Raw genomic sequence first — 15,714 nt, forward strand, 5'->3', positions numbered from 1 at the left:
ATTGTTGTTCCTGTGCTACCGGAACGGGCGCTAATGTAGGGGAAACACAGCCCCGTCGTCAATCAACTTTTTGAAAAAAATGTGCATTTACACAAACTTCAAGCAACATGGAGCATAAATAAGCGGGAATTGTTTTTTTTGCCAGCATCCTAAAATTTGCTACTCTGATGTTCCCTCGGAAAATGATGATAATAAGTGCGAGAAAGTTCCGCACAACAATGTTCAGGAGACAATGTGGATATAATTTTCTATCACCCAACATTCGATACGACCTGGTGGATTAATGCGTTGGCAAAGGCAATACCTGGTGCAAACGTACGTGAGTGGAAAGCGGGTGATAATGCACATGCTGACTATGCGCTGGTCTGGCATCCGCCGATTGAAATGCTCGCAGGACGAAAATTAAAAGCCGTATTTGCGCTGGGCGCGGGCGTCGATTCTATTCTCAGTAAACTCAATGCTCATCCGGAAATGTTGGATGCGTCGATCCCGCTTTTCCGTCTGGAAGATACGGGTATGGGCCTGCAAATGCAGGAATATGCGGTTAGTCAGGTGCTGCACTGGTTTCGTCGCTTTGATGATTATCAGGCATTGAAAAATCAGGCGAAATGGCAACCGTTGCCAGAATATACTCGTGAGGAGTTTACCGTCGGGATCATGGGGGCAGGTGTATTGGGCGCAAAAGTTGCCGAAAGCCTGCAAGCATGGGGATTCCCACTGCGCTGCTGGAGCCGTTCGCGTAAATCCTGGTCTGGCGTGGAAAGCTTCGCCGGTACTGAGGAACTGGGCGCGTTTTTGAGCCAAACTCGTGTGCTTATCAACCTCCTGCCTAATACGGCAGAAACCGTAGGTATTATTAACGCTGATTTACTTAGCCAATTGCTGGATGGCGCCTACGTGCTGAACCTGGCGCGTGGTGTTCATCTCAATGAAGACGATCTTCTGGCATCGCTGGACAGCGGCAAGGTGAAAGGTGCCATGCTGGATGTCTATAGCCGTGAACCGCTGCCGGAAACCAGTCCTCTGTGGAAACATCCGCGTGTGGCAATGACGCCGCATATTGCCGCGGTAACGCGACCAGCAGAGGCAGTGGACTATATTTCCCGCACGATTTTGGATCTTGAGAGCGGGAAATCCGTAACGGGTCAGGTCGATCGCGTTCGGGGATACTAATGCTAACCCGGCGGATGCCGGGTTTCAGCTAATAAATAGCGGCGATACCTGCTATCCTTGACGAAAAATGACTACAGGAGAGAGTTATGTATCCCGTTGACCTGCATATGCATACCGTCGCCAGCACCCACGCCTACAGCACCTTAAGTGATTACATTGCTGAAGCCCGTCGCAAAGGCATCAAGCTGTTTGCTATTACCGATCATGGACCGGACATGGCGGACGCGCCTCACCACTGGCACTTTATCAATATGCGTATTTGGCCACGTGTTGTAGATGGCGTAGGGATCCTGCGCGGCATTGAGGCGAATATTAAGAATATTGAAGGCGAAATTGACTGTTCAGGTCCGATGTTTACCTCTCTGGACCTCATTATTGCGGGCTTCCATGAGCCAGTTTTTGCACCTCACGATAAAGAAACCAATACCCAGGCAATGATAGCCACGATGGCCAGCGGTAATGTGCACATCATTAGCCATCCGGGAAATCCCAAGTATCCGGTTGATATTACTGCAATTGCCCAGGCGGCGGCAAAGTACCAGGTTGCACTGGAAATCAATAACTCTTCGTTTTTGCATTCGCGTAAGGGCAGTGAGGATAATTGTCGTGCGGTTGCTGCGGCTGTGCGCGATGCTGGCGGCTGGGTGGCGTTAGGGTCGGATTCACATACTGCTTTCACGCTGGGAGAATTTGGCGAATGCCGTAAAATCCTGGATGATGTTAATTTCCCTGAAGACAGAATTTTAAACGTCACACCTAAACGCCTGTTGGCGTTTCTGGAATCGCGAGGCATGGAGCCGATCGCGGAATTTGCTGAACTGTAATTGTTACTAACTGGAATATATCAATGAACGAGTTTTCTATCCTGTGTCGTGTACTGGGCTCGCTGTTTTATCGCCAACCGCAGGACCCTTTACTGGTTCCCCTGTTTACCTTAATTAGTGAAGGTAAATTGTCCGCCAACTGGCCGCTGGAACAGGACGAACTGCTCACTCGTCTGCAGAAGAGCTGCGATATGCCCCAACTGGCTGCAGATTACAACGCGCTGTTTGTCGGTGAAGAGTGTGCTGTGCCGCCTTATCGTAGCGCCTGGGTAGAAGGGGCGAAAGAATCGGATGTTCGTGCATTTCTTTCTGCCCGCGGCATGCCGCTGGCAGATACGCCGGCAGATCACATTGGTACGCTGTTGCTGGCGGCTTCATGGCTTGAAGACCAGTCTGCGGAAGATGAAAGTGAGGCGCTTGATACCTTGTTTGTAGACTACCTGCTGCCCTGGTGTGGTACGTTCCTTGGCAAAGTTGAGGCGCACGCAAACACGCCGTTCTGGCGTACCATGGCGCCGCTAACACGTGATGCTATTAGTGCAATGTGGGACGAATTGCAGGAAGATACTGACGAATAAATGTGATTTAAATCACTTTAAACTGCAACGCAAATTATATACTTGCATAAATTGTGTGCACGATCTCATTCCTATGCCGTTTTTCTGCTAAGATACGCGGCATGAACATACTTCTCTCAATTGCAATCACAACGGGCATTCTCTCTGGGATCTGGGGATGGGTGGCCGTTTCTCTTGGCTTACTCAGTTGGGCTGGCTTTCTGGGGTGCACGGCCTATTTCGCCTGCCCGCAAGGTGGGCTAAAAGGACTGTGGATCTCGGCGTGTACGCTGCTAAGCGGTGTGGTGTGGGCGTTGGTGATTATTAACGGTAGCGCGCTTGCCCCGCATATGGACATTATTGGTTATGTCATGACGGGAATTGTCGCGTTTCTGATGTGTATCCAGGCAAAGCAATGGTTGCTTTCATTTGTACCGGGCACGTTTATTGGCGCATGTGCAACATTTGCAGGGCAGGGCGACTGGCGACTGGTTGTACCTTCACTGGTACTGGGCCTGGTATTCGGCTATGCGATGAAAAACAGTGGTCTGTGGCTGGCGTCTCGCCGTGAAAATCGAATATCGCCGACGCTGACCAGTAAATAAAAAAGCGTGAGGGTTTTCCTCACGCTTTTTATGCAGTAAAGATCCATCAGGATTCTGGCGGTACCGACATATGGCGGTATTTAACCAGAATGTCATTATCAACTTGTTTCTTATCCTGCAAATCCCACAATCCGCGATCGATGCCGTCATTAATTAAGAAGATAACGCCTGTTTCAATCGCTGACATCAGACAAAGCATAACCGGTTCGTTAGAGGTGTAGCCAATTTCACCTTCCAACAGACGCTGGTAGTCAATAAAGCGGAACACTCCAGCCTGTACTTCATAAGACAAAATGGTTTTACTGGTGTTCACTGACGACAGGATCTCACCGGTGCTGACGTTAACTACGCGCAGGTTTACCGCTATCTGGTCGAGCTGGTATTGCGTATCGGCGCCAATACCGAAATAACGCGCACCGACACCACCCGATTTAACGTTGCTTTCATAACCGATAATTGACCCTTCCACCATGACGTTTGCCGCGGTCAGGGACTGTAGCGGGATCCGGTTATTAATCGCAACCGTACCGTTTTCCTGAGCCGCACGAATGATTTTACGTTCGTTCAGCAAGTTCTGTAGCCCCTGACGTTCCAGAGGGACGAACCAACGAGAATCTTTCAATGCGGTGACAAGCATAGCCGTGGCGCTTTGCGGGACGGCGGTAGAGAAGTTACTTGCCGGGTAAGGTTTAAATTGGCCAGTCTCATCCTGAATGTTGTATACCGACACAAAGATCTTACCTGTAGGCATAGGCAGATGCGTCAAATCTTTATAGCTTTGGGCCCGGGGCATTAATGTCGGCTTAGCGGCTTCTTGAGGCGGAGCTGTTAAACATCCGCTGAGTAAAATTACTGCCACCATGATAAGTAAGCGCTGCATGATTTTTTCCTTTCGTGGCTATAATTTAGAAATCGGTCGACTGATTTTGTAAACCCGACACTTCAATAGTCGACGTTCTCCCCGTTTTCCTGTCCGTGACATTCAGTTGCAGTTGCCCATCCCGGTTGGCGATATCAACGATAAAATCGCTGGTTACCATCCTCCCCGGTTTACCGGTATTGATATTGGTGAGCAAGCCACCGAGTATTTGCGACTGTATTGCCTGGGTAAAGTTATCCAGTGCTGATGGGGTTTCAATCCCGTAATCGCCAGCACTCGGATCCTTATACGAGTTTTGCGCCTGAGCGCTGTTCAGTAAAAAAGAGCCGTTGTTTGGGTTGCCACCAAAGTTAGGGTTGCGGAACTGGAACGTCATATTTCCGGCCCAACTTAATGGTGAAATCAGCATGAGCAAAACCACTGCATGTTTGACACGCATGAAAGCCTCCGGACTAAATCATGTTTTAGAATTCATCGCGCGCTAAATCGCTCGTACTTAATAGCGTTTGATCTATTTGCCGACGATTTAATGCTTCCTCAGTTTCTGCCAATGCGAAGACCACAATTTTGTCGAAGTCTCTTTTCGTCGGGAATAAAAAAGTCTGGAAGATAACGTCCTGATTGACAGTTATGGTGATCCAACTTCCCCAACGTGCACTGGGCCTTTCATTAATGGTTAAGTTTCCTGTGTACTTACTTTCCCACTTGTCACTAAAGGCACGATAAAAATCATGGCCAATGGAAGAGACAGTGTGGTCAGTCAACAGTCCGGGAACCTCCACCTCTACAGCAGCGTGTAGATTCCCGGCAGCAAGGAACAAATTTGCTGCCACAATCCAGGACAAATAGCTTTTCATGGCTTTATCGCCTGAGGTTATCATTGGCCCACGAGACCGCCTGCGTACGATTTTTGACAGCTATCTTTTTGAAAAGATTATAAAGATGTGTTTTAACCGTATTTTCACTAATAAATAGTGAACGCGCGATTTCAATATTTGAGGCGCCAATACGCAGTTTATTAAGGATCTCTTTTTCACGGTGCGTAAGTAATGCCGACTCCGTGCTGTTATAGCGGTAGTTCCCGGAATGCGTGATCAGGTAGCTGGCGAGCTTTTGTGAAAAGTAGCATTCGCCACGCAACACACCTTGCAATCCGCTGACGACACGCTGCTCATCTTCTGTTGCGTAGAATACGCCATTGATATGCGGCCAGTTTTCAATATCCCGATAAGGATAATCATCTGGGGTATTCAACAATAACGTCTTTATATTGTTGTTTTTTCTGCTCAAATTATCTTGCCAGTAATGGATCAGTTTTTTGTCTGCCTCCATCATGTCCAGTAGAACAATGCAGCTGGAGGAAATATCATCCAGAGAACGTTGAATATTATGTAGTTTTCCGGTTAACGCCAGCGATTGTTTTAAATGCTGTAATAACGCAGTTGCCTGCAGGGATGGTTTAGTGATCAACAATAATGTATGACCATGAATACTATGGACTTCATTAAACATGATGAAACTCCACTTTTTTAGTCGCACACCTGACAGCTGTCTCTACTAAAAATAGAGGCACCAGAAGTACTGACAGATGTTGCACTGCTGTGTAGAAATAAAATATCGACCCAACGGGGTGAAAATATTAAAACAAATGGACTTCAACTGATTTCAATCTAGCTATTACAAATCTTAAAGCAAGTGTTAAACATGTTACAGAATGTAAATTTATATATTAAAATGTGATTTTTGGGTTTTTTAGAAGTTTAGATTTGATAGTAAAGTTGTACATTTTGGCGATACTGCATAGATTTAAAAAATCATACAAATTATAATATGGTATTGATTATTAAGAGTTAAATTTATGCTTAGATGGTTTTTGATTTCTAATGAATTCCGATCTTTTCGTCTTACTTTAAGTTGGACAATTTTAGATAGAAAAAAATGACGCTTGTCACGACTTGTACTGCTAACTATCGAAGTACCTCGCTACGAGGCCCAGAAAACGCGGAAAACGCGTTTTTTTTGTTACTGCATAGAAATTCATTCACCGGGTTAAAAAAGAAATGAAATCCAGAGCTGTAACGGTATTGTTCGCTGTTAATTAGTACTTTGGGGTGAATCTGAATATAAAAATACAACTGGCGGGTGAGTTATTTAAAATGTTTCCGCAGACATACTCTTCATCGTAACGTGGCGTTAACAAATGTAAGTCATGTTAACAACAATTTGAGTGGTAATTAATTTAACTTCATGTACGACCAGGTCCAGGGTGACAACATGAAAAACAAGTTGTTATTTATGATGTTTACAATGCTGGGTGTGCCTGGGATTGCAGCCGCGACTACAAGTTATGATTTAGCTAATTCAGAATATAACTTTGCGGTAAATGAATTAAGTAAGTCTTCATTTAATCAGGCAGCCATTATTGGTCAGGTTGGCACTGCGAACAGTGCAAATACCCGCCAGGGGGGCTCGAAGTTATTGTCAGTCATTTCGCAAGAAGGTTCTGGTAATCGAGCGAAAACAGACCAGACGGGATCATATAACTTTGCATATATTGATCAAACGGGTAGTTCCAATGATGCGAGTATTAAACAAGGTTCATACGGTAATACGGCGGTAATTATCCAGAAAGGCTCTGGTAATAAAGCCAATATTACCCAGTACGGTACACAAAAAACAGCAGTTGTGGTGCAGAGACAGTCGCAAATGGCAATTCGCGTGACTCAACGCTAATCCATTAACGACGTTTAAATCAATCCGATGGGGGTTTACCATGAAACTTTTAAAAGTGGCAGCATTCGCAGCAATCGTAGTTTCTGGCAGTGCTCTGGCTGGTGTTGTTCCGCAATGGGGCGGCAATCATCATGGTGGTGGCAGTAATTATGGCCCAGACTCTTCACTGAGTATCTACCAATATGGGTCAAACAACTCTGCAAATGCTCTGCAAAGTGATGCGCGTAAATCAGATGTCACCATCACACAACACGGGCGTGGCAACGGAGCTGTTGTTGGCCAGGGTGCTGATGACAGTACCATTAGCCTGAAACAGACCGGCTTCCAGAACAGTGCCACTATCGATCAGTGGAATGCAAAAAATGCTGATATTAGCGTGACCCAGTTCGGTGGCCGCAACGGTGCGTTGGTTAATCAGACAGCCTCTGACTCCAATGTGCTGATTCAGCAGGTTGGCTTTGGTAACAACGCTACAGCTAACCAACACTAATTCAGTTTTCTGACTGATAATAAACAGGGCGTGAGCCCTGTTTTTTTTTCGGGAGAATATGATGCATACGCTATTACTCATTGCCGCGCTGGCAAATCAAATAACAATCAATACAACTCAGCAAGGTGATATGTACACCATTATTCCTCAGGTGACGTTAACTCAACCGTGCGTATGTGAGGTACAAGTCCTCGCCATACGTAAAGGGTCCGGGGGACAAAGCCAATCGCAGCAGAAAACAAGCCTTTCGGTCCCCGCTAATCGGCCGATTGAATTAACTAAACTGAGCTTTAATATTTCACCTGAGGATTCGGTCAAAATTATCGTTACCGTTTCTGATGGGCAGTCTCTGCATCTGTCTCAGCAATGGCCAGACTCAAACAGTCACCAATGATTTTTTTGCTGTATTTGCATTAAGGGTGTGGCTGGGAATGCACTGCTGTTCTATGAATATAGAGACGTTTGAACGTTTTAATTTGATCGTTAATCACAGCGGCGAAGGATCATTTCGATCCCTCAAGGATGGCTAATCATTGAGGAACCCTTATGTGTACATTATTAAAGCGTTTTTTAAGTATCAGCTTGTGCAGCATTTCTCTTTTTACCCTCCCCGCAATGGCGCAACAAATCTCAACCGGCGGGGTTATTCATTTTCGCGGTGCAATAGTTGAATCACCTTGCGATGTTAACGCTCGGCAGCAGCAAATTGAATTGTCATGTATGCGCGACGGCACCACCCGTAATAGTCTCTACAGTCAGCAACAGGTCGCGACTGCCCCTCAAAATGTGCAGCAAATTGCCACAGTCAAAATGCACTATCTCAATGAACAGAAAAACATGGCAATTCTTAACATTGAATATAAATGAATCATTCCGGCGTACATATGCACACGTTTGGTTAAAAAGTGAGATTTCCGGGAAAACCCTGCTGTACACTTAACAAATAGTGTTTGGTCAGGGGGAACTTATGCAATCACGTGTTCATGTGTTACATGGCGATATTACGACGATCGCTGTTGATGTGATTGTCAACGCGGCGAATCCATCGCTATTGGGCGGAGGTGGCGTCGATGGAGCGATTCATCGCGCTGCAGGGCCTGCGTTGCTGGCGGCCTGCAAACAGGTTATCCAGCAACAGGGCGAATGCCCAACCGGTCATGCGGTTATCACCCTGGCGGGAAACTTGCCCGCCAGGGCGGTGATCCACACCGTGGGGCCCGTATGGCAGGGTGGCGATCATCATGAAGCTGAACGCCTCGAAGAGGCTTACTTTAATAGCTTGCAACTGGCCTTAGCCAATGGTTATCAATCCATTGCTTTTCCAGCAATAAGCACCGGTGCTTATGGTTACCCCCGCGCTGCAGCGGCAGAGATCGCGGTGAAAACGGTGTTGAAATTTATCACCCGACGTACGCTTCCCGATCAAATATACTTCGTGTGCTTTGATGAAGAAAACGCTCGGCTATACAAGAGATTACTTACCCAGCAAGGCGATGAACGCACGGACTGATATGACGCGACTTGAGCGTGCCATCACGCCACTTTGTGAAAACCACCCGGGAGAATGCGGCATTCTGACGTTGGATGACAGCCTGGATGCATTTGCTGCTCGCTATCGGTTGACGGAAATGGCGGAACGTACCCTGGATGTTCAGTATTACATCTGGGAAAGCGACATGTCCGGGCTATTACTATTTTCCGTTTTGCTGGCCGCGGCGAAGCGGGGCGTCCGGGTGCGTTTGTTGCTGGATGATAACAACACGCCAGGTCTGGATGACACGCTGCGTTTGCTGGACAATCACCCTAATATAGAAATCCGTCTGTTTAATCCCTTTTCCTTTCGTATCCTGCGTGCACTAGGCTATTTAACCGATTTTGCCCGGTTGAATCGACGTATGCACAATAAAAGTTATACCGCTGACGGCGTCGTAACTCTCGTGGGCGGGCGAAATATCGGCGATGCCTATTTTGGCACAGGCGAACAACCGCTGTTTTCCGATCTGGATGTTATGGCTATCGGGCCGGTGGTCCAGGATGTTGCTGACGACTTTGAGCGTTACTGGCACTGCCGCTCGGTTTCAACATTGCAAAACGTACTTGAGGTGGCTGAGCCAGCTTCAACGCAAAAAATCGAACTTCCAGAATCCTGGTATAACGATGACATCACGCGTCGCTATCTACATAAGCTGGAAACCAGCCAGTTTATGACCCACCTCGATCAGAGGTCGCTACCGCTGATTTGGGCGAGAACGCGCTTGCTGAGTGATGATCCCGCAAAAGGAGAGGGGAAAGCGCCGCGCCACTCACTATTACCGCAGCGTTTGTTTGACGTGATGGGATCTCCCACCGAGCGTATTGATATTATTTCCGCCTACTTTGTACCAACTCGCGCCGGTGTGGCGCAGCTCCTGAGACTGGTGAGAAAAGGCGTTAAGATCGCGATTTTAACTAATTCTCTGGCGGCGAATGATGTCGCAGTCGTTCACGCAGGCTATGCACGCTGGCGAAAAAAGCTCTTGCGCTACGGTGTGGAGTTATACGAGCTCAAACCAACCCGCGATCGCGTTTCAGCAGTTCATGACCGGGGATTAACCGGTAATTCAGGCTCCAGCCTGCATGCGAAAACCTTCAGTATTGACGGTCGTAAAGTGTTTATCGGCTCGCTTAATTTTGATCCCCGTTCAACGCTGCTCAATACGGAAATGGGGTTTGTGATTGAGAGTGAAGTACTGGCCGAGTTGATTCATAAACGTTTTATGCAAAGCCAGCGTGAAATGGCCTGGCAACTACGTCTTGATCGGTGGGGAAGAATCAATTGGGTCGACAGACATTCTGGCAGTGAACAGGTACTGAAAAAAGAACCCGCCACAGGATTCTGGAAGCGGGTGCTGGTAAAGTTGGCCTCCGTGTTGCCCATTGAATGGTTGCTCTGAACCATTCAATGCAAGAAAACTAACCGGCCACGGCCTTGTTTTTATCCTGCCTGACGGCTGGTTTACCCGAAAAGAGAAACTTCAGCACCGGGATCCGTAAATGGATTTCGTACAGTATTACCGCAATCCCGACCACAAACAGCAGACCGCAGAGAAAACCCAGCAGATTCGACTTGATATGCGGTGTGATGTAAGCGCCAAAAAACAGCGTTAACGGATGATGCACCAGATAGATAAACAGAGATGCGTTGACAAAATAGGTCACGCGGGCTGACTGGAAATTCAGCAAACGGTGACCAAGTGAAAAGACGACGTTCACCATCCACAGGCCCATGACCATGGTAATGACATATTCAGTTTCATACATCCAGGCATCGCCGTTGCCGTAACGTTGATTGAACAGGTATGCGACAAATGCGCATGCGGCGCCTAGTGTGCAGCCGCGTGATGGCGTGGTAAACAGCGCTTTCAGATTAGGATTGATAAACGCCAGCGCACCGAGCATAAAGAAAGGCACATAAAACAACGTTTGCATAACGATAAAATTAAACATGCCATCGCTGAGAATCGAAGGGTAGAGGATGAAAATCGTCCTTCTGACGGCGGCATAACCGAAACCCAGCACTGCAAAAATCAGCGTTAACTTCGTCATTGACACCGCAGGCGCGCTGCCGACGTCGCTTTGCGTCAATCTGTGTTTCATCTGGGTAAACACCCACATGCTCAGGGTTGTTAACACCACGAGAACCAGTAAAAACCACAGATGGGAAATCAGCTCCCAGGCCAGCGCGTTGTATTTATCGTAGCCGCTGAGGGTATGCCAGCTGTCTGCTTTGCCTTTCACGTATTGCAGCATGATAAATTGCGGCAGCGTAAGCAGCGGAATCGCGGTCAGCATAGGGATCCCCACGCGTTCTACACGCACTTTCCACCAGCGCTTTAACGGATAGCGTAGAAATAGCATGTAGGAAAAATAACCCGAAATGACAAAGAAGACTTGCATGCGAAAAGCATGGATAAAGTCATTGAACAAGGTCAACCACCACGATGGTTCTGCGCTGTTCACGTGCCAGGTATGGGTGGAGTAGATCAATGAAATATGAAACGGGATCCCTAACAACATTAGCCAGGCACGGATGGAGTCAAGAAAATATTCGCGTGGTGGTGATACAGAGCTCATAGACAGTTATGTATTCTCAGACTTTTCGTCTTATCCCTAAGACGAATAATGGTTACATTCGAGGGCAACCCTACACGAAGTCTAACAACCTGTCTCCAGGATAAGCACGCAAAGTGAAAACAGGCAGACGAACCTGCTTAAACCATGAGCCAGCGCGCGAACAATACAGGGATTCAGTTGTCGGAATACCCGATTATCCATTAAAATGGATCGGATCAATATAAGCACACAAAGGGGGAAGTGCTTACTAATTATGAAACATAAACTACAAATGATGAAAATGCGTTGGTTGGGTGCAGCAGTCATGTTAACGCTGTACACATCATCAAGCTGGGCATTCAGCATTGATGATGTTGCAAAACAAGCTCAATCCTTAGCCGATAAAGGCTATGAGGCGCCAAAAAGTAACTTGCCCTCCGTTTTCCGCGACATGAAATATGCGGATTATCAGCAGATCCAGTTTAATCGCGATAAAGCCTACTGGAGCAATCTCAAGACCCCATTTAAGCTCGAGTTCTACCACCAGGGTATGTACTTCGACACGCCGGTCAAAATCAACGAAGTGACCGCTACTGCGGTGAAAAGAATCAAATACAGCCCGGATTACTTTAATTTCGGCGATGTTCAGCATGATAAAGACACGGTAAAAGATCTCGGTTTCGCCGGGTTCAAAGTGCTGTATCCGATCAACAGCAAAGATAAAAACGACGAAATCGTCAGCATGCTCGGTGCCAGCTATTTCCGTGTTCTGGGTGCAGGCCAGGTCTACGGCCTTTCTGCGCGCGGTCTCGCGATTGATACCGCTCTGCCTTCTGGTGAAGAATTTCCCCGCTTTCGTGAGTTTTGGATCGAGCGTCCGAAACCAACTGATAAACGTTTAACCATTTATGCCTTACTGGATTCTCCGCGTGCAACCGGAGCGTATCGCTTTGTCATCATTCCTGGTCGTGACACGGTAGTCGATGTTCAGTCCAAAGTTTATCTGCGCGACAAAGTAGGCAAACTTGGCGTGGCACCGTTAACCAGTATGTTCCTGTATGGACCGAACCAGCCTTCTCCGACGACTAACTATCGTCCAGAACTGCATGACTCTAACGGTTTGTCCATCCACGCTGGCAACGGCGAATGGATTTGGCGTCCGCTGAATAACCCGAAACATCTCGCGGTGAGCAGCTTTGCTATGGAAAATCCGCAAGGTTTCGGTCTTTTGCAGCGTGGCCGTCAGTTCTCGCGTTTTGAAGACATCGACGATCGTTACGATCTGCGCCCGAGCGCCTGGATCACACCAAAAGGCGATTGGGGCAAAGGTAAGATTGAGTTAGTTGAAATTCCAACTAACGATGAAACGAACGATAACATCGTTGCGTACTGGACCCCGGATCAGCTGCCTGAAGCCGGTAAAGAAATGAACTTTAAATATACCCTGACGTTCACGCGTGATGAAGACAAGCTTCATGCGCCTGATAACGCCTGGGTACAGCAGACACGTCGTTCTACCGGTGATGTTAAACAGTCCAATCTCATTCGTCAGCCTGACGGTACCATCGCGTTTGTGGTGGACTTTTCCGGCACCGATATGAAAAAGCTGCCGCAGGATACGCCGGTTACTGCACAAACCAGTATTGGTGACAACGGTGAAATCGTTGAAAACACCGTGCGCTACAACCCGGTCACTAAAGGTTGGCGTTTGGTATTGCGTGTGAAAGTGAAAGACGTGAAGAAAACCACTGAAATGCGTGCTGCCCTGGTCAATGCAGATCAGACGCTGAGTGAAACCTGGAGCTACCAGTTACCTGCCAATGAATAAGACAACTGAGTATATTGACGCAATGCCGCTTTCGGATATCGAAAAAGCGGCACTGCCGAAAACTGACATCCGCGCCGTTCATCAGGCGCTGGATGCTGAGCATCGTACGTACTCGCGCGAAGATGATTCACCGCAGGGTTCTGTAAAAGCTCGTCTTGAGCAAGCATGGCCGGATTCTCTGGCTAAAGAGCAGTTGGTTAAGGACGATGAGGAGCGCGATCAGTTACAGGCGATGCCAAAAGCAACGCGTACCTCTATGTTCCCCGATCCCTGGCGTACCAACCCGGTTGGGCGTTTTTGGGATCGTCTGCGTGGGCGTGATGTGACACCGCGTTATCTTTCGCGTTTGACGAAAGAAGAACAAGAGAGCGAGCAAAAATGGCGTACCGTAGGCACCATCCGCCGCTATACGCTGTTGATCTTAACGCTGGCGCAAACGGTCGTTGCAACCTGGTATATGAAGACGATCCTTCCTTATCAGGGGTGGGCATTCATTAATCCTGCAGACATGATGGGGCAGGATTTGTGGGTCTCCTTTATGCAACTGCTGCCCTACATGCTCCAGACCGGCATTCTTATTTTGTTTGCCGTACTTTTCTGTTGGGTATCAGCGGGGTTCTGGACCGCGCTGATGGGCTTCCTGCAATTGCTGATTGGACGGGATAAGTACAGTATCTCGGCCTCAACGGTCGGGGATGAACCGTTGAATCCTGAACACCGTACGGCGTTGATTATGCCTATCTGTAACGAGGACGTTGATCGCGTATTCGCGGGACTTCGCGCCACGTGGGAGTCGGTCAAAGCAACGGGCAACGCTGAGCATTTCGATGTTTACATTCTGAGCGACAGCTACAATCCAGATATCTGCGTGGCAGAACAAAAAGCGTGGATGGAGCTGATTGCCGAAGTGCAGGGCGAAGGACAGATTTTCTACCGTCGTCGTCGTCGTCGCGTGAAGCGTAAAAGCGGGAACATTGATGACTTCTGCCGTCGCTGGGGAAATCAGTACAGCTACATGGTTGTGCTGGATGCGGACTCAGTGATGAGCGGTGACTGTCTGAGCGGCCTGGTGCGCCTGATGGAAGCGAATCCGAATGCCGGGATTATCCAGTCTTCGCCGAAGGCTTCCGGTATGGATACGCTGTATGCGCGCTGTCAACAGTTTGCGACCCGTGTTTATGGGCCGCTGTTTACTGCCGGGCTTCACTTCTGGCAGTTAGGCGAATCACACTACTGGGGCCACAACGCAATTATCCGCGTGAAGCCGTTTATCGAGCACTGTGCGCTCGCGCCGTTACCGGGCGAAGGTTCGTTTGCGGGATCGATTCTCTCCCATGACTTCGTGGAAGCGGCCTTGATGCGTCGCGCTGGCTGGGGCGTGTGGATTGCCTACGATCTGCCGGGCTCTTATGAAGAGCTACCGCCGAACCTGCTGGATGAACTCAAGCGTGACCGTCGCTGGTGCCACGGCAACCTGATGAACTTCCGTCTGTTCCTGGTTAAGGGGATGCACCCGGTTCACCGTGCGGTGTTTCTGACTGGTGTGATGTCCTATCTGTCCGCGCCGCTGTGGTTTATGTTCCTCGCGCTTTCTACCGCATTGCAGGTGGTACATGCGTTGACGGAACCGCAGTACTTCCTGCAACCGCGTCAGCTATTCCCGGTATGGCCGCAATGGCGACCTGAACTGGCGATCGCGCTGTTTGCTTCAACGATGGTGCTGTTGTTCCTGCCGAAGTTGCTGAGTATTTTGCTCATCTGGTGTAAAGGGACGAAAGAGTACGGTGGGTTCATCCGCGTTACGCTGTCGCTGCTGCTGGAGGTTCTGTTCTCCGTGCTGCTGGCACCGGTGCGCATGCTGTTCCATACCGTCTTCGTCGTGAGCGCTTTCCTCGGTTGGGAAGTGGTGTGGAATTCGCCGCAGCGCGATGACGATTCCACCCCATGGGGTGAAGCGTTTATGCGTCACGGTTCTCAGTTACTGTTGGGGCTGGTGTGGGCTGTGGGTATGGCCTGGCTGGATCTGCGTTTCCTGTTCTGGCTGGCACCGATTGTCTTCTCGCTGATCCTGTCGCCGTTTGTTTCCGTGATTTCCAGTCGCTCCACGGTGGGGTTACGTACCAAGCGCTGGAAGCTGTTCCTGATCCCGGAAGAGTATTCCCCGCCGCAGGTGCTGGTGGATACCGATACTTATCTGGTGATGAACCGTAAACGTACGCTGGACGATGGCTTTATGCATGCGGTGTTTAACCCGTCGTTTAACGCACTGGCCACGGCCATGGCGACTGCACGCCACCGCGCCAGCAACGTGCTGGAGATTGCACGCGATCGTCATGTGGAACAGGCGCTGAACGAAACGCCGGAGAAACTGAATCGCGATCGCCGCCTTGTATTGTTGAGCGATCCGGTGACCATGGCACGTTTACATTATCGCGTCTGGAATTCACCTGATAAGTATTCTTCGTGGGTGAACTACTATCAGGGATTGACTCTGAACCCGTTGGCGCTCAGGAAAAAATAAGCGTTCTGTAA

The 15,714-nt window shown here is 48.6% G+C and carries 17 protein-coding genes; 12 read left to right on the forward strand and 5 right to left on the reverse strand.

Going from position 1 to position 15,714, the window contains the following annotated elements; translation table 11 throughout:
* Positions 1–234 precede the first annotated feature (234 nt).
* The 4 genes from ghrA (at position 235) to SK34_RS15805 (ending at position 3,159) form a co-directional block, all read left to right on the forward strand.
* On the forward strand, positions 235–1,173 hold the full coding sequence (gene ghrA, locus SK34_RS15790) for a glyoxylate/hydroxypyruvate reductase GhrA (RefSeq protein WP_048233426.1): 939 nt from the start codon (positions 235–237) through the stop codon (positions 1,171–1,173).
* Between the two features lie 86 nt (positions 1,174–1,259).
* Positions 1,260–1,997 carry a phosphatase gene (locus tag SK34_RS15795; RefSeq protein ID WP_003836800.1) on the forward strand — a complete coding sequence of 246 codons (738 nt, stop codon included), beginning with the start codon at positions 1,260–1,262 and terminating at the stop codon, positions 1,995–1,997.
* A gap of 23 nt (positions 1,998–2,020) precedes the next feature.
* Entirely contained in the window at positions 2,021–2,575 is a 555-nt protein-coding gene (locus SK34_RS15800) for a TorD/DmsD family molecular chaperone (protein ID WP_003036073.1), read from the forward strand.
* 101 nt (positions 2,576–2,676) lie between these two features.
* A complete protein-coding gene (locus tag SK34_RS15805) occupies positions 2,677–3,159 on the forward strand; it encodes a DUF1097 domain-containing protein (protein ID WP_008320293.1) in 483 nt (160 codons plus the stop codon).
* Positions 3,160–3,205: 46 nt separating this feature from the next.
* On the opposite strand, the gene csgG is transcribed toward SK34_RS15805, so the two are convergent.
* The 4 genes from csgG to csgD are packed head-to-tail and all read right to left on the reverse strand — an operon-like array spanning position 3,206 to position 5,551.
* Positions 3,206–4,039 carry a curli production assembly/transport protein CsgG gene (gene csgG, locus SK34_RS15810; RefSeq protein ID WP_003036082.1) on the reverse strand — a complete coding sequence of 278 codons (834 nt, stop codon included), beginning with the start codon at positions 4,037–4,039 and terminating at the stop codon, positions 3,206–3,208.
* Positions 4,040–4,064: 25 nt separating this feature from the next.
* The gene (gene csgF, locus SK34_RS15815) at positions 4,065–4,478 is read right to left on the reverse strand and encodes a curli production assembly/transport protein CsgF (RefSeq protein ID WP_003036084.1); all 414 of its coding nucleotides are present in this window, start codon (positions 4,476–4,478) and stop codon (positions 4,065–4,067) included.
* 25 nt (positions 4,479–4,503) lie between these two features.
* The gene (csgE, locus tag SK34_RS15820; protein ID WP_003036087.1) at positions 4,504–4,896 is read right to left on the reverse strand and encodes a curli production assembly/transport protein CsgE; all 393 of its coding nucleotides are present in this window, start codon (positions 4,894–4,896) and stop codon (positions 4,504–4,506) included.
* A gap of 4 nt (positions 4,897–4,900) precedes the next feature.
* The gene (csgD, locus tag SK34_RS15825; protein ID WP_003036091.1) at positions 4,901–5,551 is read right to left on the reverse strand and encodes a biofilm master transcriptional regulator CsgD; all 651 of its coding nucleotides are present in this window, start codon (positions 5,549–5,551) and stop codon (positions 4,901–4,903) included.
* Positions 5,552–6,313: 762 nt separating this feature from the next.
* Here csgD and csgB point away from each other — a divergent pair.
* The 6 genes from csgB (at position 6,314) to SK34_RS15855 (ending at position 10,195) form a co-directional block, all read left to right on the forward strand.
* The gene (gene csgB / locus SK34_RS15830) at positions 6,314–6,772 is read left to right on the forward strand and encodes a curli minor subunit CsgB (RefSeq protein ID WP_003036094.1); all 459 of its coding nucleotides are present in this window, start codon (positions 6,314–6,316) and stop codon (positions 6,770–6,772) included.
* A gap of 40 nt (positions 6,773–6,812) precedes the next feature.
* The gene (csgA, locus tag SK34_RS15835) at positions 6,813–7,262 is read left to right on the forward strand and encodes a curli major subunit CsgA (protein ID WP_003036098.1); all 450 of its coding nucleotides are present in this window, start codon (positions 6,813–6,815) and stop codon (positions 7,260–7,262) included.
* A 61-nt stretch (positions 7,263–7,323) separates the two neighbouring features.
* On the forward strand, positions 7,324–7,656 hold the full coding sequence (csgC, locus tag SK34_RS15840) for a curli assembly chaperone CsgC (protein ID WP_048233428.1): 333 nt from the start codon (positions 7,324–7,326) through the stop codon (positions 7,654–7,656).
* A gap of 152 nt (positions 7,657–7,808) precedes the next feature.
* Complete coding sequence (locus SK34_RS15845; protein ID WP_032936233.1) at positions 7,809–8,129, forward strand: type 1 fimbrial protein; 321 nt, start codon at positions 7,809–7,811, stop codon at positions 8,127–8,129.
* 100 nt (positions 8,130–8,229) lie between these two features.
* Positions 8,230–8,772, forward strand: coding sequence for an O-acetyl-ADP-ribose deacetylase (gene ymdB / locus SK34_RS15850; protein WP_003036110.1), 543 nt, complete (start codon positions 8,230–8,232; stop codon positions 8,770–8,772).
* Positions 8,708–10,195, forward strand: a complete 1,488-nt coding sequence (locus SK34_RS15855; RefSeq protein WP_088732299.1) for a phospholipase D family protein — start codon at positions 8,708–8,710, stop codon at positions 10,193–10,195. Before ymdB ends, SK34_RS15855 begins: the two co-directional genes overlap by 65 nt.
* 19 nt (positions 10,196–10,214) lie before the next feature.
* Here the strand turns inward: SK34_RS15855 and mdoC are convergent, their stop codons facing one another.
* A complete protein-coding gene (gene mdoC / locus SK34_RS15860) occupies positions 10,215–11,375 on the reverse strand; it encodes a glucans biosynthesis protein MdoC (protein ID WP_048233430.1) in 1,161 nt (386 codons plus the stop codon).
* 271 nt (positions 11,376–11,646) lie between these two features.
* On the opposite strand from mdoC, the gene mdoG reads away from it, so the two are divergent.
* On the forward strand, positions 11,647–13,182 hold the full coding sequence (mdoG, locus tag SK34_RS15865) for a glucans biosynthesis protein MdoG (RefSeq protein ID WP_003836790.1): 1,536 nt from the start codon (positions 11,647–11,649) through the stop codon (positions 13,180–13,182).
* Positions 13,175–15,703 carry a glucans biosynthesis glucosyltransferase MdoH gene (gene mdoH, locus SK34_RS15870; protein WP_046670457.1) on the forward strand — a complete coding sequence of 843 codons (2,529 nt, stop codon included), beginning with the start codon at positions 13,175–13,177 and terminating at the stop codon, positions 15,701–15,703. The genes mdoG and mdoH overlap by 8 nt, the downstream gene beginning before the upstream one ends.
* Positions 15,704–15,714: the final 11 nt, after the last annotated feature.

Origin of the sequence: Citrobacter sp. MGH104 (assembly GCF_001034485.1) — a bacterium.
Lineage (GTDB): Bacteria > Pseudomonadota > Gammaproteobacteria > Enterobacterales > Enterobacteriaceae > Citrobacter > Citrobacter freundii.